The organism is Massilia sp. CCM 8734, from assembly GCF_011682155.1.
GTDB classification, from domain to species: Bacteria; Pseudomonadota; Gammaproteobacteria; order Burkholderiales; family Burkholderiaceae_D; genus Telluria_A; species Telluria_A rubra.
On the sequence record NZ_WHJI01000017.1, the window covers coordinates 85,773 to 105,005 of the forward strand.

Sequence of the window (19,233 nt, forward strand, 5' to 3'; positions counted from 1 at the left end):
TATCTCGCTTTCGTTCTCAATTTTGCCGTACCCAAACGGTCGTGGTCGTCACACGATCGTCCAGCCTGCGCTGGACCAGCGCTTCCGCGTCGAGCGCGGCCCGGTCCAGGCGGATCCGGCTTTTTACCAAAAAATATTCGCTCTTGAAACTGTAGGTCTTCTTGATCACGCCTTCTTTATGGCCGTACAACTGTTCCTTGAATCGGTCGTCATCGAGAAAGTAGGCGGTCTTGCGGCGCGCCACCAGGGCCGTCGCTTCCGACACCGACATGCCGACCACGATCGCGGCCAGCACTTCGGCCGGGGCGGTGTTGGCATTAATCGTGGTTTTTTCGGGCAGCACGATGGCGAACGGGCGCAGGCGGTTGACCGTCTCGACGGTGTAGCCGGGAATCGAGAGCAGGTCGTCGAGCTGGGTCAGGCCCAGCGGCGCCGTACCGCTCGAGACCGGCGCCGTCACCACGTCCGGGTCGATCGGCGGCGGCTGGCCGTTATCGTCGACTTTTTTGGCCTCCGCCACCGCGCCGGCCGCCACCGCCAGCGCGGTGCGCTGGGCCAGGGCCGGATCGAGCTGCAGGTTTTGCAGCAGGCGCTGGTAGATCAGGACGTGGTTCTTGTCGAGCTGGCGGCCGTTGGACAGGTTGAGCAGGTTGTAGCGAGCGGTGGCGTCCGAAATCTGGCCCGACAGGGTGGCGTCGAACACCTCGCCCTCGATCCGTTCGCGTTCGATGTACTGGTCGAGCCGGGTTTCGGCCAGCGGCGTGTTCCAGACCGCGTTCAGGGTGGTCAGGCTGCGGTTGTCGATGCCGTCCTGGCGCAGCACCAGGCGTGCCCAGTCGAGCGCGCCGCGCAGGATCCACTTGGTCTGCAAGTGCAGGCGCTGGTTTTCCATCGAGCGCACCTGGACCTGTTGCTGCCAGAACAGGCTGGCGACGATGGTCACCGACAGCATGGTCAGCAGCAGGGCCGTGATGATGGCCACCCCCTGCTGGCGGCGCGGATACGGGCGGCGCATCACATGCCCCCCAACAGGAACGACTTGGTCATCACGGCGGCCACATTGTCGATCTGGAGCTGCACCTGCAGCCCGGTTGGCGCCACGGTCGGCGCCACGTTGCTCGCTCCGGCGGGCGCAAGCTGGGACGGGTCGGGCACCGCCTGCGCCACCGGCTGCGTGTTCTGGCGCCAGCCATTGTTTTCCCAGGTCATGACCTGCATCGCGCTCACGCCCGACTGCAGGGTGACCGAGGGACTGGTGTCGGCATTGCTGATGGCGGCCTGCCACATCACGTCGAGCTGGACCAGGTCGCGCGTGCCATTGCTTTCGCGGCGCGTGAGCATGCGCTCGACGACGCGGTAAGTGACCACTTGCAGCCGGGCCGCGTCGTTTTCGTTGTACACATTGCGCACCAGGGTCAGGCGGTCGGGCGCGGACAGCAGGTAGGGACGGCCCTGCAGCAGGCCGGGCGTGGCCAGGTGTTCGCAGTCGCTCTGCATCTGGGCAAAGGCGAGCTGCATGCCGCGCGCCGATTCGAGCTGGGCGGTGAGCGCTTCGCGCGCGCGCACGATGCTGTCCAGGCCGCGGTAGCCGAGCACCGCCACGATGGCCAGGATGCTGATCGCCACCAGCAGTTCAATCAGGGTGAAACCACGCTGCCGCTGCCGTTTTCCGTACTGCCCGCGCCGACTCATTCGTTGAGCACCAGTTGGACCAGCTTGATGATGCGGCGTTCCGGACTGGCGCTGTCGAACACGCTGACCTCGACCCGGCGCAGGCGCGGATTCGGGCTGGCCAGCACTTCTTCCTGGCACAGCAGCTTGAGGTCGCCCTGCGGGCATTCGTAACTGTTCTTGCCGATGGCCGGATATTCCTTGGCCAGGCGGATCTGCACCAGCCGGTTTTCGGCCGACCAGGTGGCCATCATGGCGGCGCGCAAGCCGGCGCTGTTGGACGTGAGGCTGCCCACCGCGCGCAGCGAGGCGCCCAGCGCGGTGCCGATGATGACGAGCGCCACCAGCACTTCGAGCAGGGTGAAGCCGGACTGGCGGGAGGATGGACAACGTTCAGGAGCGCGCATCATTCTTTCGGCTGGTTTGATCAACGACAAAGTTACTCAACGACAAAGTGGCCGATACCGTCGGCCCGGATGGCGACCCGGTCGTCGCCGCTCGCCAGGGTCAGCACGAACGGCTTGTCGACCGGCTCACGCCCGAAGGTGATGCGCACCGGGCCGCCGCCGACCGACACCGGCGGGTCGAGCAACACCTGTACCGGCGCGCTCTTGAAGGGCCGCTCGCGCAGCAGGTCGTCGCGCGTGACCGGCTCCCAGATCGATTCGTTACGCACCAGGAAGCGATAGCGTTCGGTGTCGGCTTCGAAGGCCACCAGGCGGTTGCGCACGATGGCTTCGTCGCGCGCCAGTTGCAGCAGCAAGGCCAGGCGGCGCGCCTCGTTCTCCAGGTTCTGGCGCGGGCTCGGCATGGCATTGATCGACACCATGCCCAGCACGATGCCCATGATGACCAGCACCACCATCACCTCGATCAGGGTGAAGCCGCGGGCGCCGCGCACTGCCTTTGTCACGTTCAAGCGAGCCGGCCTGGCTTACTGTTCCCAGGAACCGATATCGGCGTCGTCACCGGTACCGCCCGGCAAGCCGTCGGCGCCCAGCGAGAACACGTCGATTTCGCCCTGCACGCCGGGCGAGAGCAGTTGGTACGGATGGCCCCACGGATCGTTCGGCAGTTTGTCGAGATAGCCGCCCGCCTTCCAGCCATTCGCGCTCGGGCCGTTGCTCGGCTTGGCGACCAGCGATTGCAAGCCTTGCTCGGTGGTCGGGTAGCGCTGGTTGTCCAGCTTGTACAGCTTGAGCGCCTGGCTCAAGCTGGCGATATCGCTCTTGGCGGCGGTGATGCGCGCCTCGACGGTGCGGCCCATCAGCTTTGGCACGACCAGCGCGCCGAGGATGCCGATGATGACCACCACCACCATGATTTCAACAAGAGTGAAGCCCGGGGCGCGAATGCCGCGCGCGCGGCGCTGGCGGAGAGAAAATTTTGCAGCTAGTTTCATAGTCAGTCTGTAATAAGTTCTACGATGAAGTCGGAGTATAAGGCCAATGAGGCCCGCCGTCGCTATACAACTGCGGGCATTTTTGCGTCATCCCACCGTCATAATTGCGCTCGTGTAAGCTTGCGTTGCCGGACGTCATACAAGTTACCCTGGCACACGCGGCAGCGCCATCGCATGTGCGCGGCGACTGGTCAATTGTAAGGCAGTGCGGTGGCGCTTTCCAATGATGGACGAATCGACAGCGCCGGTGAGCGCAAGCTGTCGACGATTAGTGGTGATGCCTTGCACTGCTGCCCGTGAAGCGATGCAGGGCGCCATCATTGCCGCCCTCGGCCAGGTTGCTCGAGACCGGCGCGAGCGCTTTCACCATCGGCGCATCCTTGACGAAAGGCACGATGCCGAGTGCCTTGTCGACTTCATGCGGGTAGACCACGTAACCGCGCGTGATCACCGCCGCCACCTTGCGGATGTCGCCGATCTGTTTGGTCGGATCGCCATCGACCAGCACCAGGTCGGCCAGCTTGCCCTGCGTGACCGTGCCACGATCGGCCAGGGTGCGGGTGTAGCGCGCGCCGTTGAGGGTGGCGACCTGGATCGCCTGGGCTGGCGTGAGACCGGCCTTGACCAGCAGTTCGAGTTCGGCCTGGAGGGTGAAGCCGGCCATTTCATCGGTGCCGGCCACGATCGGCACGCCCGCCTTGTACAGGCGGCCGACGAAGTCGACCATCTTGGCGTAGGATTTTTCGTAGCGCTTCTGGGCCGCTTCGTCGGCGATCTTCATGGTGCCGACATAAAAGCCGCGCTTGACATCCGGCGGCATGTGCTCGGCCACGGCCACGAACGGCTCGTTGAGGTCGCCGTCGCGCTGCTTGAGGAAGGCAAACGTGGCCAGGGTCGGATCGATCACGATCTGCTTGGCTGCCAGGCGCGCGATGAATTGCTTGACCTTGGGCGAATCGAAGTCCAGGCCGGCCACTTTTTCGGATGGCAATATGAAGCGTTCCAGGGTGCGCGTTTCGGTCTCCGGCGTGGCCAGGAAGTTGAGCATGACCTGGTTGATGTGCTGGATTTCATCGTAGCCGGCATCTAACGCTTCATGCGCGCGCAGGCCGACCGGAATGTGGCCGGAGACGCGCATGCCGCGGCTGTGGGCATAGGCCACGGTGTCTTTCAGGATCGCCTTGGGAAAGGAGTTGTAGATCTTCAGCTGCGGATAGCCGTGTTCGGCATACCAGTCGATCGCGTTTTTAGCGGCCGGCAAGTCCTTGACGACGAAGCCGCCGTTCGACGAGAACGGGCTCTCGCCTTCCAGGAAACCGGTCGGCACCACTTGCGGCGAGAGCAGGCGGCCGTCGGCGATTTCGTCGAGGATCTGTTGCAATTGCGCGTTATCGTTGCCCATGTCGCGCACCGTGGTCACGCCCGCGGCCAGGTTCAGGCCACCGTCCCAGCGGTCCACGTGGCCGTGCATGTCGAACAGGCCGGGCAACATGATGCGCCCGGCCGCGTCGATTTCGTTGACGGCGCCGCGCACCGGGGCGCCGGCCGGCAGGATGGCGCTGATGCGACCGCGCAGCACATACACGTCGGACGGCGCGCCGACGGTGGCTTTTTCGCTGTCGAAGATGCGCGTGTTCTTGACCACCGTCAAGCCGGTCAGCTTGTGCTGGAGAGCGCTGGCGAGGTCGCTCAGCATTTTGCTCTCGGCCAGTTTCTGGCGTTCGGCCAGCACCTTGCCGACGCTGTTCCAGCCTTCTTCGGCGGCGGTCATAAAGCCGGGGATGACCATGGCGAACAGGCGCGGTTTGGCGTCGGTGGTAGCCCAGTAGAACTGCGGCGACATGCCCAGGCCGGTTTGGGCGAACAGCTGCACCTTGCGCGTCTTGCCGTTGGCGGACACGTCCACTTCGTCGAGCTTGCGCTGGGTCAGGGTGCCGGAAGGCAGTAGCGGCAGGCTGCCGCTCGGGCTGGCGGCCAGCGCGGTGATCGCGATCGAGGCCATTTCGGCCGAGCCGTTCAGGGGCACATACAGGGCCGGGCCGGTGATCGCTTTGGCGCCTTTTTCGGAGGTCGATTGCCAGCTGGCCTGGTCGCCCTTGCGTTCGAAGCGGTCGTCCACCACCGCGCCGTAGGTCGAGTTGCCCTTGACCGTGTAGTCGATCATGGTGCCGTCGGCGCCGAGGCGGAATTGTTCGGTCAGTTCGGGGCCGCGGCCGTTGTCCTTGTAGATGAAACGTACGCGGGTAAGGCCATCGTCGTCGCGCTCGACGACCTGTTCACCGATGCGCTTGCCGTTCTCGGCATGCATTTCGTAACGGATGGTCTGGGTGGCGGCGTGGGCCGACCAGCTCAGGGCGGCAGCGACAGCAAGGACGAGCGGACGTTTCATGTGATGCATCTCCTGGGCGGGATGGTGGGAATTGTGCTGGGTCGCAAGAATAGCACGGCGAAGTACGGTCTAGAGCAATGTCAGAAAGACAAATGCACAAATGACTATGTTGGGGGAGGGAGAGGGGTGAAAAGGGGGCCGGAAGCCGCGGCACAGCATGACTAAGCGCTACCCTCAAAACCGTCTTTCCCGCGAAGGCGGGAACCCAATTTCGTGCTGTAGCCTCGGCGGCTCAACAACTTGGGTTCCCGCCTTCGCGGGAACGACGGTCTGAAGAATAAGGGTTATGGAGGCGTTCGTCAGGTCGACCCGCACACCGGGCACCCCGCATTGCGCGCCACGCCGATGCTGGTCCACTCCATGGCGCGCCCGTCGAGCAGCAGCAGGCGTCCTGCCAGCGAGTGCCCGACCTGCATGACCAATTTCAGCGCCTCGGCCGCCTGCATCGCGCCGACCACGCCCACCAAGGGCGCGAACACGCCCATGGTGCTGCACGCCACGTCTTCAAAGTGCTGATCCTGGGGAAACAAACAGCTGTAGCACGGCGAATCGTCGCGGCGCGCATCGAACACGCTGATCTGCCCGTCAAAACGGATCACCGCGCCCGACACCAGCGGCACCTTGTGCGCCACGCAGGCCCGATTGACGGCGTGTCGCGTGGCAAAGTTGTCGCTGCAATCGAGCACCACCGACGCTTGCCCGACCAGCTCGGCCAGGCGCGCGTCATCGGCCCGCTCGCGCAAGGCCACGACATCGATATCGGGATTGATCGCCAGCAGCGCGGTGCGCCCGGAGTCGACCTTGGCTTGCCCCACCCGCCCGGTGGTATGCAAAATCTGGCGCTGCAGGTTGGTGAGGTCGACATCGTCATCATCGACCAGTACGATGCGCCCGATCCCGGCCGAGGCCAGGTACAAGGCCGCCGGCGAACCGAGCCCGCCGGCGCCGATGACGAGCGCGCTCGCCGCCAGCGCCCTCTGCTGGCCTTCGATGCCGATTTCGTCGAGCAAGATATGGCGCGAGTAGCGCAGCAGCTGGTCGTCGTTCATCGGATGCTGGCCGTACCGTGCTGCATTATTTCTTGTCGCCTTTGTTGAGTTCGGGCGGCTTGAGCTCGGTTGCCGGCACTTTGACACCCGGCGCCGCCTTCTCCTTCGCCTTCTCGCCTTCCTTGTCGTGAATCGGCTCGACCTTGGAGAGTTTGACCGGCAAGCCCTTGAAATGGTTCAGGGCCTGGGCCAGCTGGAAGTCGTCCTTGCTGCCGAATTCGAGCGGCTTGCGGGTGCGCGCGAGCGCCTGGGCGCGCTGGTCTTCTTCGACTTCGTCGCGGCGCGCGCGGCCCGCATCGACGCTGTCCTTGCCGCTGCCGTCGGACAGGTGCTTCTCCAGGTCGGCTTCGCGCACGCGCAGGCTGTTCAAGCCGTCGCCCTCGGCGGTTTCGTCGACCATCACGTCGGGCACGATGCCCTTGGCCTGGATCGAGCGCCCGTTCGGGGTGAAGTAGCGCGCGGTGGTGAGCTTGACGGCGGTGTCCTTGGTGAGCGGGCGCAAGGTTTGCACCGAGCCCTTGCCGAAGGTCTGGGTGCCCATGATGATGGCGCGCTTGTAATCCTGCAAGGCGCCGGCGACGATTTCGGAGGCCGAGGCCGAGCCGGTGTTGACCAGTACGATCACCGGCACGTTTTTCAGCGCGGCCGGCAGCTTGGCGAGCGGATCGGCGCCATTCCTGGCGGCGTAGAATTCGCGCCGGCCGTAGAACACTTCGTTCGAGTCGCGCCGCTGGCCGGCGGTCGAGACGATCGGCTTGTCATGCGGCAGGAACGCGGCCGACACGCCGATCGCGCCCGGCAGCAAGCCGCCCGGATCGTTGCGCAGGTCCAGCACCAGGCCCTTGAGCTTGGGGTCCTGGGCGTACAGCGCATTGACCTTTTTCACCATGTCGTCCACGGTCTGTTCCTGGAACTGGCTGATGCGCAGCCAGCCGTAGCCCGGCTCGACCATCTTGGCCTTGACGCTTTGCACGCGGATTTCTTCGCGCGTCAGCGGCACGATCCACGGCATGTCGTCGCCCTTGCGCGCAATCGTCAGCACCACACGGCTTTTCGGCTCGCCGCGCATTTTCTTGATCGCTTCGTCCAGCGACATGCCCTTGATCGGGGTGCTGTCGATGCGGGTGATCAGGTCGCCCGCCTTGATCCCGGCGCGAAACGCCGGCGAATCTTCGATCGGGGTCACGATCTTGACGTAGCCCTCTTCCATGGCCACTTCGATACCCAGGCCCACGAAGCGGCCCTGCATGCTTTCCTGCATTTCGCGCAGCGCTTTTTTGTCGAGGTAGACCGAGTGCGGGTCGAGCGAGGCCACCATGCCGGTGATCGCTTCGGACAGCAGCTTGCGGTCTTCGACCGGCTCGACGTAGTCGGACTTGATCAGGCCGAACACATCGGTGAGCTGGCGCAGCTCGTCGAGCGGCAGGGGCGCGCTGCCGGGCTTTTGCGCCATGGCCGAAAACTGGAAGGACGCAGCCACGCCGGCCACCATGCCCATGCCGATCAGGCCGATACTTTTGACTTTCATTCTTCTACCTATAGTAATACCGTCAGAAATTCACCCAGCCCGCCGGATCGACTGCCGCACCCTTGTGCCTGATTTCAAAGTATAGCCCCGATTCCTCGTTGCCGCCGGTGTTTCCCGCGCTGGCGATCGGGTCGCCGCCTTTGACGGCGTCGCCCTCGCGTTTGAGCAGGGCCTGGTTGTTGCCGTAGATCGAGAGGTATTCGCTGCCATGGTCGACCAGGATCAGGTTGCCGAAGCCGCGCATCCAGCGCGCGAACACCACCCGCCCGCCGGCCACGGCGCGCACTTCGCTGCCTTCGGCGGCCTTGATGAACATGCCTTTCCAGCTCGGTCCGCTGCCGCGCTTGGCGCCGAAGCGGGCCGCCAGCTTGCCGGACACCGGCGCGCGCAGCTTGCCGCGCAGGCTGGCAAAGGCGCCGTCCAGCATGGCCGGGGCCAGTGCGATATCGGGTTTGCGCGGCGGCGCCGCTTGCGCTTTCTCCGGCACTTGCGCGAGCACGGGTGCTTCATCGTCGTCGATCGGGTCCATCGGCACCGGAACGGGGACCGGGACCGGGGTTTTGGCGCCGGTGCGCGGATCGGTCTTGGGCGGCTTTTTGGCCGCTTCGCGCGCCAGGCGTTCGCGTTCGCGTTCCCGTTCGCGCTCGCGTTCGGCACGGCGCTCGGCTTTTTTGGCCTCCGCCAGCAGGCGCGCCTGCTCGGCGGCCTTGGCGCGCGCGGCGGCCAGCGCTTCCTGGCGCCGTTGCTCGGCAGCCGCCGCTTCGGCTTGTTCCTTGATCAGCTTGGAGAGCTTGTCGACCAGCCCGGCCATGCGTTGTTCGTCGCGCTCGAGGCCGCCGATTTCCTTGCGCTGCTCGGAGAGCCGTTCCGACAGGGAGCCGAGCAAGGCGGCGCGACGCGCCTTTTCCTTGACCAGCACGGCTTTCTGCTCGCGCTCTTCGCGGGCGATTTCATCGAGTTCCTCGCGCGCGTTTTCGGCCTTGTCGCGGTTGCTGGCGACGGCGGCCAGGTTGCCGTGCAAGGAGCCGAGCAGCCTGGCCTGGGCTTTCGACACATACGCCATCAGTTGCAAGTCGCGGTTGATGCGGTTCGGATTGTCGCCCGAGAGCAGCAGCTTGATCCGGTCTTCGTTGCCGGCAACGTATTGCTCGCGCAAGAGGCGCGCCAGTTGCTGTTTCTGGCTGACGATGGTGGCGCCCAGTTGCTCTTGCGAGGCGGCCAGGACGGCCACGCTGGCGTTGGTGTCGCTCTGCTCGTTGGCGAGCTCGCGCAGCACGCGGTTGGCGTCGGAAATGGCTTCCTCGGACTCGGCCAGGGTGTCGGCCGCATCCTCGCGCTCGCTTTCGGTCTTGCTGACTTCGCGCTTGAGCTCGGCCAGCTTTTGCTGGATGCCGGCGCGCGTCTTCTCCGCCAGCGCTTTCTGCTTGCTGCGTTCGGTCTGGCGGGGAGCCGACGCGGTAGCCGGCGCGGACGCCGGGGCCGCGCCGCATGTGGCGACGGCCACGAGCGCGCATAGCGCCCCGGCCGCTAACTGCTTGAACTTAAAAGACAAAACTTACTTGGCCTTCCCTTGATTGGCGACCGCCGCGACGGCGGCGGCGATGGCGTCCTGGTCGCCCAGGTAGTAGTGACGGATCGGTTTCAGGTCGGCGTCGAGCTCGTACACCAGCGGCTGGCCGTTGGGGATGTTGAGGCCGACGATGTCTTCGTCGCTGATGCCGTCGAGCATTTTGATCAGGGCGCGCAAGCTGTTGCCGTGAGCCGAGATCAGGATTTTCTTGCCGGCGCGGATGGCCGGGGCGATTTCTTCATCCCACACCGGCATCACGCGCGCCACGGTGTCTTTCAGGCATTCGGTCAGGGGAATGCTGTCTTTCGGCACGCCGGCGTAGCGCGGATCGTTGAACGAGGTGCGCTCGTCGGACGCTTCCAGGGCCGGCGGCGGCGTGTCGTAGCTGCGGCGCCAGACCAGCACCTGGGCGTCGCCGTATTTGGCGGCGGTTTCGCCCTTGTCCAGGCCCTGCAGGGCGCCGTAGTGGCGCTCGTTGAGGCGCCAGTCGTTCTTGATCGGCAGCCACATCATGTCCATGTCGTCGAGCGCCAGCCACAGGGTGCGGATGGCGCGCTTGAGCACCGAGGTGTAGGCGACGTCGAAGGTGAAGCCGGCTTCTTTGAGCACCTGGCCGGCGCTGCGCGCTTCGCGCACGCCTTTTTCGGTCAGGTCGACGTCGGTCCAGCCGGTGAAGCGGTTCTCGAGGTTCCAGGTGGATTCGCCGTGGCGCATGAAGACAATTTTGTACATAAGCAAGTTTTTCAGAAGAGTGAGGAAAAGGGGTGCGATGCGAAAATGGTGAGCGCCACAGCCTGTTACGGATGCGGCAAAGGGTAAGTTATAGCAGATCCGGCTTCTATTTTATAATGCGGGGATTGTCCTAAACCATTGGAACCCCGTGAAATTCATTATTGACCATATTTTTATCGTCAGCATCGTCGTGCTGTCGGGCGGTGCCCTGCTCTGGCCGGCGCTGCAACCACGCGGCAAACGTGCTTCTTCGCTGCAGGTGACCCAGCTCATCAACCGCGGCAAGACCGTGCTGGTGGACGTGCGCACGGCTGAAGAATTTGCAAACGGGCATTTGCGCGACGCGAAAAACATTCCGCTGGCAGACTTGTCGTCCCGCATCGCCGAGCTCGACAAGGCGAAAAGCAAAACCGTGATCGTCGTGTGCCAGACCGGCGCACGCGCCGACAAGGCCATCAAGATCCTCGAAGGCGCCGGTTTTACCGACGTGTTCAGCCTCGATGGTGGCCAGACCGCATGGCAAGCCGCTGGCTTGCCGATTGCAAAGTGAGAAAGGAAACACCATGACAGCCCATGTAGTGCTCTACCATACCGCCTCCTGCCCGTACTGCGTGCGCGCCGAGCGCCTGCTCGAAGCGAAGGGCGTGACCGACATCGAGAAAATCCGCGTCGACCTCGACCCGGAACAAAAAACGGTCATGATGAACAAGACCGGACGCCGCACCGTGCCCCAGATTTACGTGGGCGAGACGCATGTCGGCGGTTTCGATGACTTGTATGCGCTCGATCAACAAGGACGCCTCGATCCCTTGTTAAAAGGGCTTTGATCGGCATATAGTCCCAGGTTACCGCTAATCGATTGCGCAAAACTATTTCAAGTCGTATGATTTTGCTACAATTGCCGTCGCGTTTGAAGTCCAAGCACAGAGGGAACGGCGTGTCGCCGTTCTGTTAATTTCTCAACGAAAGCGTTCCATGTCTGACGAAAATCTGCAACCCGTATTCCAAATCCAACGCGTCTACCTGAAAGACATGTCGCTGGAACAGCCGAATTCCCCAGCCATCTTCCTTGAGCAAGAAGCGCCGTCGATCGAAGTGTCGCTCGACGTTGGCGCCGAAGCCATCGCCGACGGCATCTACGAGTCGACCGTCACCATCACCGTGACCGCCAAGGTCAAGGACAAGGTTGCGTTCCTGGTTGAAGGCAAGCAAGCTGGTATCTTCGAAGCGCGCAACATTCCTGCGGACCAGATGGATCCCCTGCTGGGAATCGGCTGCCCGAACATCGTTTACCCTTACCTGCGCGGCAATATCGCCGACGTGATCACCCGTGCCGGCTTCCCGCCTGTGCATCTGGCAGAGATCAATTTCGAAGTGTTCTACCAGCAGCGTCGTCAGGCGCTGGCTGATGCAGCTGCCGCTGCCCCAGCGGACACCGCAGCACACTAAGCAAGCCGCAGGGTGGGCCGGGCCGCCCGCGCGCAGCAGTTGCGCGCGGGTCCTGTCCGGGCACGGATCTCCGTCGCCGCGGCCGCCACCCTGCACTCTCACGGCGAAGGCCACGCAATGACAATTCCCCGTTTTCTCCTCAGTGCCGCATTCGTGCTGGCCTCGGCCTCGGCGCACGCGCTCGAATTCAAGAGCGTCGGCGCGGCCAGCCTGATCCTGTATGACGCGCCCTCGCTCAAAGGCACCCGGCTGTTCATCGCGCCGCGCGGCATGCCGGTCGAAGTCGTGCTCACCTATGGCGAATGGGTCAAGCTGCGCGACATCAGCGGCGACCTGGCCTGGGCCGAAGCCAAATCGCTCAGCCCGCGCCGCACCCTGGTGGTGCGCAGCGCCAACGCCAAAGTGCGCAGCGCGGCCGACGCCGACGCCAATCCGGTGATGACCGCCGACAAGGGCGTGCTGCTGGAGCTGGTCGATGCGCCGGCGTCAAGCTGGGTTAAAGTCCGTCATCGTGACGGCATCACCGGCTATATGCGCGCCGCCGACGTGTGGGGCATCTGAGCCCCATGTCGACCAGCACGCACAAGGTTTCACCCCGCAAGATTACCGTGTTGGGCGCCGGGGCCTGGGGCACCGCCGTGGCGATTGCCCTGGCGGCGCGCCATGATGTGCTGATGTGGGGCCGCAATGGCGGCGCCATGGACGCCATGGCGCTAGCGCGCGAGAACCGCGCCTACCTGCCCGGCTGCGCGTTTGCGCCCGGCTTGCGGGTCACGGCGGATTTTGACGCCGCCCTGGCGCACGTGCTCGGCACGCCCGAGGACGAGGCGCCGCTGCTGATCGCGGCCTGCCCGGTGGCCGGGCTGCGCCCGCTCTTGCTGCAACTGCAAGCCCACGCAATGTCGCATATCGTCTGGCTTTGCAAGGGCTTCGAGGGCGATACCGGCCTGTTGCCGCACCAGGTGGTGCAGCAGGTGCTGGGCGCCGGGGTGGCCGGCGCCGCGCTGTCGGGACCGTCGTTCGCGCAGGAAGTCGCGCGCGGCTTGCCGTGTGCGCTGACCGTGGCGTCGCGCTCGGACATGCTGCGCGAGCGGGTGGTGTCCACGGTGCATGGCGGCCCTATCCGCGTGTATGCCTGCGACGACCTGGTCGGCGTGGAAGTGGGCGGCGCGGTCAAGAATGTGCTGGCGATCGCCACCGGCGTGGCCGACGGACTGGGGCTGGGCTTGAATGCGCGCGCGGCCTTGATCACGCGCGGGCTGGCCGAGATTACGCGGCTGGGCACGGCGCTGGGCGGCATTCCGGCCACCTTCATGGGATTGACCGGAATGGGCGACCTGATCCTGACCTGCACCGGCGACCTGTCGCGCAACCGCCGCGTGGGCCTGGGCCTGGCGCAAGGCAAGGCGCTCGACACCATCGTGGCCGAGCTCGGGCATGTGGCCGAAGGCGTGCCATGCGCGAAAGCGGTACGCGCGCTGGCGCGCACGCTGGGAGTGGACATGCCGATCACCAATGCGGTGGCCGGCGTGCTGTTCGATGGCGACACGCCCCAGGCGATGCTGGCGCAATTGCTGGCGCGCGATCCGCGCGATGAATTGAGCTGAAGGGTCAGGCGAGCGGGACGTCGCCGCTGCTTGTGGCCGGGCGCGGCGCAGCCCGGGCCGCCGAATATCAGGGCATCGCGCCGCGCGCGCCCTGTTTCTGCAGTTTGTCGATGGTCTTGTCCGCCTTCATCGCCTGCAGGGCCGCCGCCAGTGCTGGCACCAGCGCGGCGTGCTTCTTGTTCACGTAGTGGTACACCGGAAACGAGGCCAGTGCGGGCGAGAGCGCGCGCACATCGTCGATACTGAGGGTCTCGGCGGCGGCCAGTCCCGACAAGCGGTTGCCGACCACGATATCGGTGCGTCCCATGCTCAGCTTCTGGAACGCTTGTTCCATGGTAGGCACCGCTTCGGTCTTCATGCCCACCGTATTTTCCTTGACGATCTTGATGCCGCGGACATAGCCGATCGAGAACGGTCGCAGGCTTTCCCAGCCGTTGACGACGAACTCGGTCCCGCGCGTGAAGATGACGATCTCATAGGTCAGCAAGGGCACGGGAACGATCATCAGGTTCGGATATTCCCGCTCCATGCCGACCTTTCGGTACAGCTCGCCATCCATCCTGCCTTCGTTGGCCATCATCAGGGTGCGTTCGCCCGGCAGCTTGTGCACCACCAGTACCCGGCCGATGCGGCGATAGGCTTCGGCCATGACCAGTTCGGCGATGTTGGCGGACGGATCCTTGCCGACCAGGGTGGAAACGTGCATTTCCCTGGTCTCGGCAGCGGCAGCGGCCCCTGGACCCAGTAGGCTCAAGGCCAGTGCGAGTATCAAAAAACGGTGGCGGTCCACGGGACTCTCCGGAGGAATGTGCTCAGTATCATCTTAACCTGTTCATTGCCACGGTCAAGGCTTCAGGACGTGAGCAGGATGGTCAACAGCGCCACCGCATCGTCGTTCGCGTGCAAGCCATGCGGCACGCCGCCGAGCAGGTACAGCATCTCGCCCGGACGCAACACGACGCTCTTGCCGTGCGCATCGCACACGATCTCGCCCTGTAAGCACAGCAAGGTGATTTCGCCATCGACCTTGTGCACCGGCATGTCCCGGTCCTTGGGCAGCACCAACCGGATCAGCTCCATGTTCCCGGTCTTGGCCAGCGCCACCGAGGTGAAATGGGCGATGTCGTCGTCGCCGCGTTGAAGTGGAATCAGCTCGCCCGAGGCGGCATGTTGCAAGGCCATGATGTTTCCCTTTATTCTTCCGTGTTGCTCATCTCCACGCTGCGCAACCACGTCACCAGCGCGAAGGCATCTTTGAATCCGCGCGCCAGGTCGGGCACCAGCTGGTCCGGTTGATTGATCTTCAGGTCGATCTCGGTCCAGACGAAAAAGCTTTTCAGCTTCAAATACTCGATATGCACATGCTGCGGATCGAAGCCTTTGGGCGGACGCTGCAGCTTGTCTTCGTCCAGCAGGTCGCCGTAGGTGGCGCGCAGTTGTTTATTCTTCAGCACTTTGGCAAATCCTGTCGCGTCGTTGACAATGTGTTCACGAATTGCCTTCAGGCGCGGCGCCGGCGGCAGGTATTCGCCGACCCCGAACTGCAATGTGCCCTTGCCTTCGATCTGAAAATAATAGGTGGAGCCGCCACCGGCACTCGGCCGGCGCAGGTCCTTGGGCGTGATGCCGGCCGAGAAGCGCGTCTTGTACGGGCGCTTGTCGTTGGCAAAGCGGATGTCGCGGTTGATGCGGAACATCGCTTTCTTGGGATTGCAGGCCGCCACCTGCTTATCGAACTTGCTCAGTTCGCGGATCAGTTCGGTCACGACGGCCAGGAATTCTTCGCGCAAGATATCGTAGCGCGGTTTGTTCATGATGAACCAGGGACGGTTGTTATTTTCGCTTAATTCGTTCAGAAACTGCGTCAGGTCGCGCAAATGCATTGTGGGTCCGGAAGAAAAGGTAAGACAAGGAAAACTACAGCGGGATGGCTACTGCGGACGCGGGCGCTTGCCGACGGTGACGTCGACCGTTGCCGGGCGGTTCTTGCGCATCACGGTCATTGTAGCCTTGCCGCCCGGCGCCAGCTGCGCGATCAGGTTCAGCGTGTCGTTGGTGCTGCCGGCGTCCTTGCCGTCGACGGCCAGCACGATGTCGCCCGGACGCAGCCCGGCGCGGTCGGCCGGGCCGTTGCGCACCACGCCGGCGATGATGGTGCCGCTTTGCCGCTCGAGCCCGAAGCTGTCCGCCAGCTCGGGCGTGATGTCCTGGGTTTCGATGCCGATCCAGCCGCGCACCACGGCGCCGTCGCGCAGGATGGCGTCGAGCACCGTTTTGGCGGTGGTGACGGGAATCGCGAAGCCGATCCCGACCGAGCCGCCGCTTTGCGAATAGATGGCCGAATTGATGCCGAGCAGGTGGCCGTTGGTATCGACCAGGGCCCCGCCCGAGTTGCCGAAGTTGATTGCGGCGTCGGTCTGGATGAAGTTTTCGAACTGGTTGATGTGCAGGTTGTTGCGCCCGAGTGCGGACACGATGCCCAGGGTAACCGTCTGGCCGACCCCGAACGGGTTGCCGATGGCCAGCACCACGTCGCCCACGCGCACCGCCGCATCGTTGCCGAGCACGATCGCGGGCAGCTTGCGCACATCAATGCGGATCACCGCCAGGTCGGTCTCCGGGTCGCTGCCGACCAGGCGCGCCGGCGCCTTGCGCCCGTCCGCCAGCACCACCTGGATCTGGTCGGCGCCTTCGATGACATGGTTGTTGGTGAGGATGATCCCGTCCGGGCTGACGATCACGCCGGAGCCCAGGCTGGCCTGTTGCTCCTCGGGCGGCAGGCGGTCGCCGAAAAAGCGGCGGAAGAACGGGTCTTTCAGCAGCGGATGCTCGCGCCCGCGATCCTTGCTGGTGAGGATGTTGACCACGGCCGGCATGGCGCGCGCGGCCGCCTCACGGTAGCTGCCCGCGGCCGGGACCGCGCCCGGCGCCTGCAGCAGCGGCACGTTGCCGGCGACCTTGGCCGGTTCAAGCCGGCGCGCCGGCCACGCCAGCCAGTCCGGGCGCACGGCTGCGGCCACCAGGTACAGCGCCAGTGCCATCGTGACCACCTGGGCAAACAACAACCACAAGCGCCGCATCGCGCCCTCCCGTCTATTTTTTCAGCGAATCGCGTATCTCGCGCAGCAACAGCACGTCTTCGGGGGTCGGGGAGGCCGCCACCGCCGGCGGTTCCTCGGCGCGGCGCAGCTTGTTCATCAGGCGGATCATCTGGAAGATGATGAAGGCGAGAATGATGAAATTGAGCAGGATGGTCAGGAAGTTACCGTAGGCGAGCACCGCGCCGGCTTTCTTGGCTTCGACCAGGGGCAGGTTCATGGCCTGGTTGTTCAAGGGCAAATAATAATTGGCAAAATCGAGCCCGCCGAACAGGCGGCCGATGGGCGGCATGATGATGTCCTGCACTAATGAATCGACAATCTTGCCGAAAGCACCACCAATGATCACGCCGACCGCGAGGTCGACCACATTGCCCTTCATTGCGAATTGCCGGAACTCGCCCATCATCGTCATTATTGCCCCCAAAGATTGTGAAACAGTTATCCGGATCATACCTTACCGCTATTAGAAACCAAACCGTGTCACCGGTTCCCGGCCAGGCGCGATCGTCCTGCAAACAGGGCTGACTGGCGCGAAATGCGCGCAACGGACGTCTGATTCGTTTCAAATTGGCGATGATTCGCTCTTGACAGGCGCACGAGCAACATTTTTTCTTTAACTCGCCCCCCTATTCCCTTATAATTTAAGGTTGCTAGAAGCTCTAAGTAGCTTTTTAAGATTTCGCATTTTGACTGATTGGGGTTGGTATGAGTAACGAAAAGCAGGTCGATCCGGGCCGACGCGTCATGCTCGCCGCTACGTGCGCGGCGGGCGGTGTTGTCGGTTTGGCCACGGCGGGAGCCTTGGTAAGCACATTCCAGCCGTCGGAGAAGGCAAAAGCCGCTGGCGCGCCGGTAGAAGTAGATATTGCCGGCATGGTGGTCGGCGAAATGAAAACCGTGGAATGGCGCGGCAAGCCCGTGTGGATTCTCAAGCGTTCGCCGGAAATGGTCGCTTCGCTGAAGAAGACCGACGGCGCGGTCGCCGATCCGAAGTCGGAGCGCACGCCCGACGCGCTCACGCCCGAGTACGCACGCAATGAACACCGTTCGATCAAGCCCGAGCTGCTGGTCGCGGTCGGCATCTGCTCGCACCTGGGCTGCTCGCCAACCTCGAAGTTCACCGAAGGCGCCCAGCCGAACCTGCCGGACGACTGGCACGGCGGCTTCCTGTGCCCTTGCCACGGTTCGACCTTCGACCTGGCCGGTCGCGTGTTCAAGAACAAGCCGGCGCCGGACAACCTCGAAGTGCCGCGCCATATGTTCGTGGGCGATAAGTTGATCATCGGTAAAGACGAGAAAGGCGAGGCATAACCATGGCCGCTTTTAAAGAAACCAAGTTCCCCGCGAATGCGCCGGTGGCCGACAAGGCGCTGGGCTGGGTGGATGACCGCTTTCCCCTGACCAAGCTGTGGAACGACCAGTGGGGCCAGTACTACGCCCCGAAAAACTTCAATTTCTGGTACATCTTCGGCTCGCTCGCGATGCTGGTGCTGGTATTGCAGATCGTCACCGGCATCTTCCTGACCATGCACTACAAGCCGGACGCCAACCTGGCCTTCGGTTCGGTCGAATACATCATGCGCGAAGTACCGTGGGGCTGGCTGGTGCGTTACATGCACTCGACCGGCGCCTCGGCTTTCTTCATCATCGTCTATCTGCACATGACGCGCGGCCTTCTGTACGGTTCTTACCGCAAACCGCGCGAACTGATCTGGCTGTTCGGCTTTGCGATCTTCCTGTGCCTGATGGCCGAAGCCTTCTTCGGCTACCTGCTGCCATGGGGCCAGATGTCGTACTGGGGCGCCCAGGTGATCGTCAACCTGTTCGGTGCGATTCCTTTCATCGGCCCTGACCTGTCGCTGTGGATCCGTGGCGACTACGTTGTCTCCGACGCCACCCTGAACCGCTTCTTCGCCTTCCACGTGATCGCGATTCCGCTGGTTCTGCTGGGCCTGGTTGCTGCCCACCTGATCGCGCTGCACGAAGTCGGTTCGAACAATCCTGACGGTATCGAAGTCAAGGAAACCCTGGGTCCGGACGGCCATCCGCTCGATTCGATCCCGTCCCATCCTTACTACTCGGCGCACGACCTGTTCGGCGTGTCGGTGTTCCTGCTGATCTTCAGCGCGGTGGTGTTCTTTGCCCCGGAAATGGGCGGCTACTTCCTGGAGTACAACAACTTCATCCCGGCCGATTCGCTCAAGACCCCGGCGCACATCGCCCCGACCTGGTACTTCACGCCGTTCTACTCGGTGCTGCGCGCCACCACGGCCGACTTCATGTATGTGCTGATGGGGGCGATCGCCCTGTACGTGGCCTTCATCTGGGTCAAGACGCGCCTGCCGTTCATCGTCAAGGCCGGCATCGCCGCTTTCGCGCTGCTGGTCATCATCGGCATGCTGCCGCAGGTGCTGGACGCGAAATTCTGGGGCGTGGTGCTGTTCGGTTCGTCGGTGATGATCATCGCCGCCCTGCCGTGGCTGGACCAGTCGCCGGTCAAGTCGATCCGCTACCGTCCCGACTGGCACAAGTATGTCTACATGGTGTTCGGCCTGTCGTTCGTGATCCTCGGCTACCTCGGCACCCAGCTGCCGACCGCCTTCTTCACGGCCGCCTCGCAGGTGTGCACGCTGTTGTACTTCGGTTTCTTCATGTTGATGCCTTGGTGGAGCTCGATGGGCACCTTCAAGCCCGTGCCGAAACGTGTGACGTTCCATCCGCACTAATCGACGACA

Annotated in this window: 22 protein-coding genes; 7 read left to right on the forward strand and 15 right to left on the reverse strand. The window is 63.8% G+C overall.

Going from position 1 to position 19,233, the window contains the following annotated elements:
- Nucleotides 1-16: 16 nt before the first annotated feature.
- The 10 genes from gspK to gpmA form a co-directional block, all read right to left on the reverse strand.
- On the reverse strand, nucleotides 17-1,015 hold the full coding sequence (gene gspK, locus F2P46_RS17240) for a type II secretion system minor pseudopilin GspK (RefSeq protein WP_166892040.1): 999 nt from the start codon (nucleotides 1,013-1,015) through the stop codon (nucleotides 17-19).
- Complete coding sequence (locus tag F2P46_RS17245; protein WP_166892042.1) at nucleotides 1,015-1,692, reverse strand: prepilin-type N-terminal cleavage/methylation domain-containing protein; 678 nt, start codon at nucleotides 1,690-1,692, stop codon at nucleotides 1,015-1,017. Before F2P46_RS17245 ends, gspK begins: the two co-directional genes overlap by 1 nt.
- On the reverse strand, nucleotides 1,689-2,081 hold the full coding sequence (gene gspI, locus F2P46_RS17250) for a type II secretion system minor pseudopilin GspI (protein ID WP_229509329.1): 393 nt from the start codon (nucleotides 2,079-2,081) through the stop codon (nucleotides 1,689-1,691). Before gspI ends, F2P46_RS17245 begins: the two co-directional genes overlap by 4 nt.
- A 29-nt stretch (nucleotides 2,082-2,110) precedes the next feature.
- The gene (gspH, locus tag F2P46_RS17255; RefSeq protein WP_267875869.1) at nucleotides 2,111-2,590 is read right to left on the reverse strand and encodes a type II secretion system minor pseudopilin GspH; all 480 of its coding nucleotides are present in this window, start codon (nucleotides 2,588-2,590) and stop codon (nucleotides 2,111-2,113) included.
- Nucleotides 2,591-2,605: 15 nt separating this feature from the next.
- Complete coding sequence (gene gspG / locus F2P46_RS17260; protein WP_166892044.1) at nucleotides 2,606-3,073, reverse strand: type II secretion system major pseudopilin GspG; 468 nt, start codon at nucleotides 3,071-3,073, stop codon at nucleotides 2,606-2,608.
- Between the two features lie 268 nt (nucleotides 3,074-3,341).
- Complete coding sequence (locus F2P46_RS17265; protein ID WP_166892047.1) at nucleotides 3,342-5,462, reverse strand: amidohydrolase family protein; 2,121 nt, start codon at nucleotides 5,460-5,462, stop codon at nucleotides 3,342-3,344.
- Between the two features lie 299 nt (nucleotides 5,463-5,761).
- Complete coding sequence (locus F2P46_RS17270) at nucleotides 5,762-6,511, reverse strand: molybdopterin-synthase adenylyltransferase MoeB (protein WP_166892050.1); 750 nt, start codon at nucleotides 6,509-6,511, stop codon at nucleotides 5,762-5,764.
- A 25-nt stretch (nucleotides 6,512-6,536) separates the two neighbouring features.
- Nucleotides 6,537-8,039, reverse strand: a complete 1,503-nt coding sequence (locus F2P46_RS17275; RefSeq protein WP_166892053.1) for a S41 family peptidase — start codon at nucleotides 8,037-8,039, stop codon at nucleotides 6,537-6,539.
- 22 nt (nucleotides 8,040-8,061) lie between these two features.
- Entirely contained in the window at nucleotides 8,062-9,543 is a 1,482-nt protein-coding gene (locus F2P46_RS17280; RefSeq protein ID WP_166892056.1) for a peptidoglycan DD-metalloendopeptidase family protein, read from the reverse strand.
- Nucleotides 9,544-9,594: 51 nt separating this feature from the next.
- On the reverse strand, nucleotides 9,595-10,341 hold the full coding sequence (gpmA, locus tag F2P46_RS17285) for a 2,3-diphosphoglycerate-dependent phosphoglycerate mutase (protein ID WP_166892059.1): 747 nt from the start codon (nucleotides 10,339-10,341) through the stop codon (nucleotides 9,595-9,597).
- Nucleotides 10,342-10,489: 148 nt separating this feature from the next.
- Here gpmA and F2P46_RS17290 point away from each other — a divergent pair, with 148 nt between their 5' ends.
- From F2P46_RS17290 to F2P46_RS17310, 5 genes are all read left to right on the forward strand, one after another.
- Nucleotides 10,490-10,891: a rhodanese-like domain-containing protein gene (locus F2P46_RS17290; protein ID WP_166892062.1), complete on the forward strand. Its 402-nt coding sequence runs from the start codon at nucleotides 10,490-10,492 to the stop codon at nucleotides 10,889-10,891.
- A 13-nt stretch (nucleotides 10,892-10,904) separates the two neighbouring features.
- The gene (gene grxC / locus F2P46_RS17295) at nucleotides 10,905-11,168 is read left to right on the forward strand and encodes a glutaredoxin 3 (protein WP_166892065.1); all 264 of its coding nucleotides are present in this window, start codon (nucleotides 10,905-10,907) and stop codon (nucleotides 11,166-11,168) included.
- Nucleotides 11,169-11,316: 148 nt separating this feature from the next.
- A complete protein-coding gene (gene secB, locus F2P46_RS17300; RefSeq protein WP_166892068.1) occupies nucleotides 11,317-11,790 on the forward strand; it encodes a protein-export chaperone SecB in 474 nt (157 codons plus the stop codon).
- A gap of 117 nt (nucleotides 11,791-11,907) precedes the next feature.
- Nucleotides 11,908-12,351: an SH3 domain-containing protein gene (locus F2P46_RS17305; RefSeq protein WP_166892071.1), complete on the forward strand. Its 444-nt coding sequence runs from the start codon at nucleotides 11,908-11,910 to the stop codon at nucleotides 12,349-12,351.
- 5 nt (nucleotides 12,352-12,356) lie between these two features.
- Entirely contained in the window at nucleotides 12,357-13,397 is a 1,041-nt protein-coding gene (locus F2P46_RS17310; protein ID WP_166892074.1) for an NAD(P)H-dependent glycerol-3-phosphate dehydrogenase, read from the forward strand.
- A 67-nt stretch (nucleotides 13,398-13,464) separates the two neighbouring features.
- On the opposite strand, the gene F2P46_RS17315 is transcribed toward F2P46_RS17310, so the two are convergent.
- The 5 genes from F2P46_RS17315 to mscL form a co-directional block, all read right to left on the reverse strand.
- Nucleotides 13,465-14,103 carry a transporter substrate-binding domain-containing protein gene (locus F2P46_RS17315; protein WP_166892077.1) on the reverse strand — a complete coding sequence of 213 codons (639 nt, stop codon included), beginning with the start codon at nucleotides 14,101-14,103 and terminating at the stop codon, nucleotides 13,465-13,467.
- A 146-nt stretch (nucleotides 14,104-14,249) separates the two neighbouring features.
- Entirely contained in the window at nucleotides 14,250-14,579 is a 330-nt protein-coding gene (locus F2P46_RS17320; protein WP_166892080.1) for a cupin domain-containing protein, read from the reverse strand.
- 11 nt (nucleotides 14,580-14,590) lie between these two features.
- Complete coding sequence (locus F2P46_RS17325) at nucleotides 14,591-15,280, reverse strand: DUF2461 domain-containing protein (RefSeq protein ID WP_166892083.1); 690 nt, start codon at nucleotides 15,278-15,280, stop codon at nucleotides 14,591-14,593.
- 48 nt (nucleotides 15,281-15,328) lie between these two features.
- Entirely contained in the window at nucleotides 15,329-16,477 is a 1,149-nt protein-coding gene (locus F2P46_RS17330) for a Do family serine endopeptidase (protein WP_166892086.1), read from the reverse strand.
- A gap of 13 nt (nucleotides 16,478-16,490) precedes the next feature.
- Nucleotides 16,491-16,910 (reverse strand): large conductance mechanosensitive channel protein MscL, encoded by a 420-nt coding sequence (gene mscL / locus F2P46_RS17335; RefSeq protein ID WP_166892089.1) that lies wholly within the window; start codon nucleotides 16,908-16,910, stop codon nucleotides 16,491-16,493.
- Nucleotides 16,911-17,203: 293 nt separating this feature from the next.
- On the opposite strand from mscL, the gene petA reads away from it, so the two are divergent.
- Entirely contained in the window at nucleotides 17,204-17,809 is a 606-nt protein-coding gene (petA, locus tag F2P46_RS17340) for a ubiquinol-cytochrome c reductase iron-sulfur subunit (RefSeq protein ID WP_166892092.1), read from the forward strand.
- 2 nt (nucleotides 17,810-17,811) lie between these two features.
- A complete protein-coding gene (locus tag F2P46_RS17345) occupies nucleotides 17,812-19,224 on the forward strand; it encodes a cytochrome bc complex cytochrome b subunit (RefSeq protein WP_166892096.1) in 1,413 nt (470 codons plus the stop codon).
- Nucleotides 19,225-19,233 lie beyond the last annotated feature (9 nt).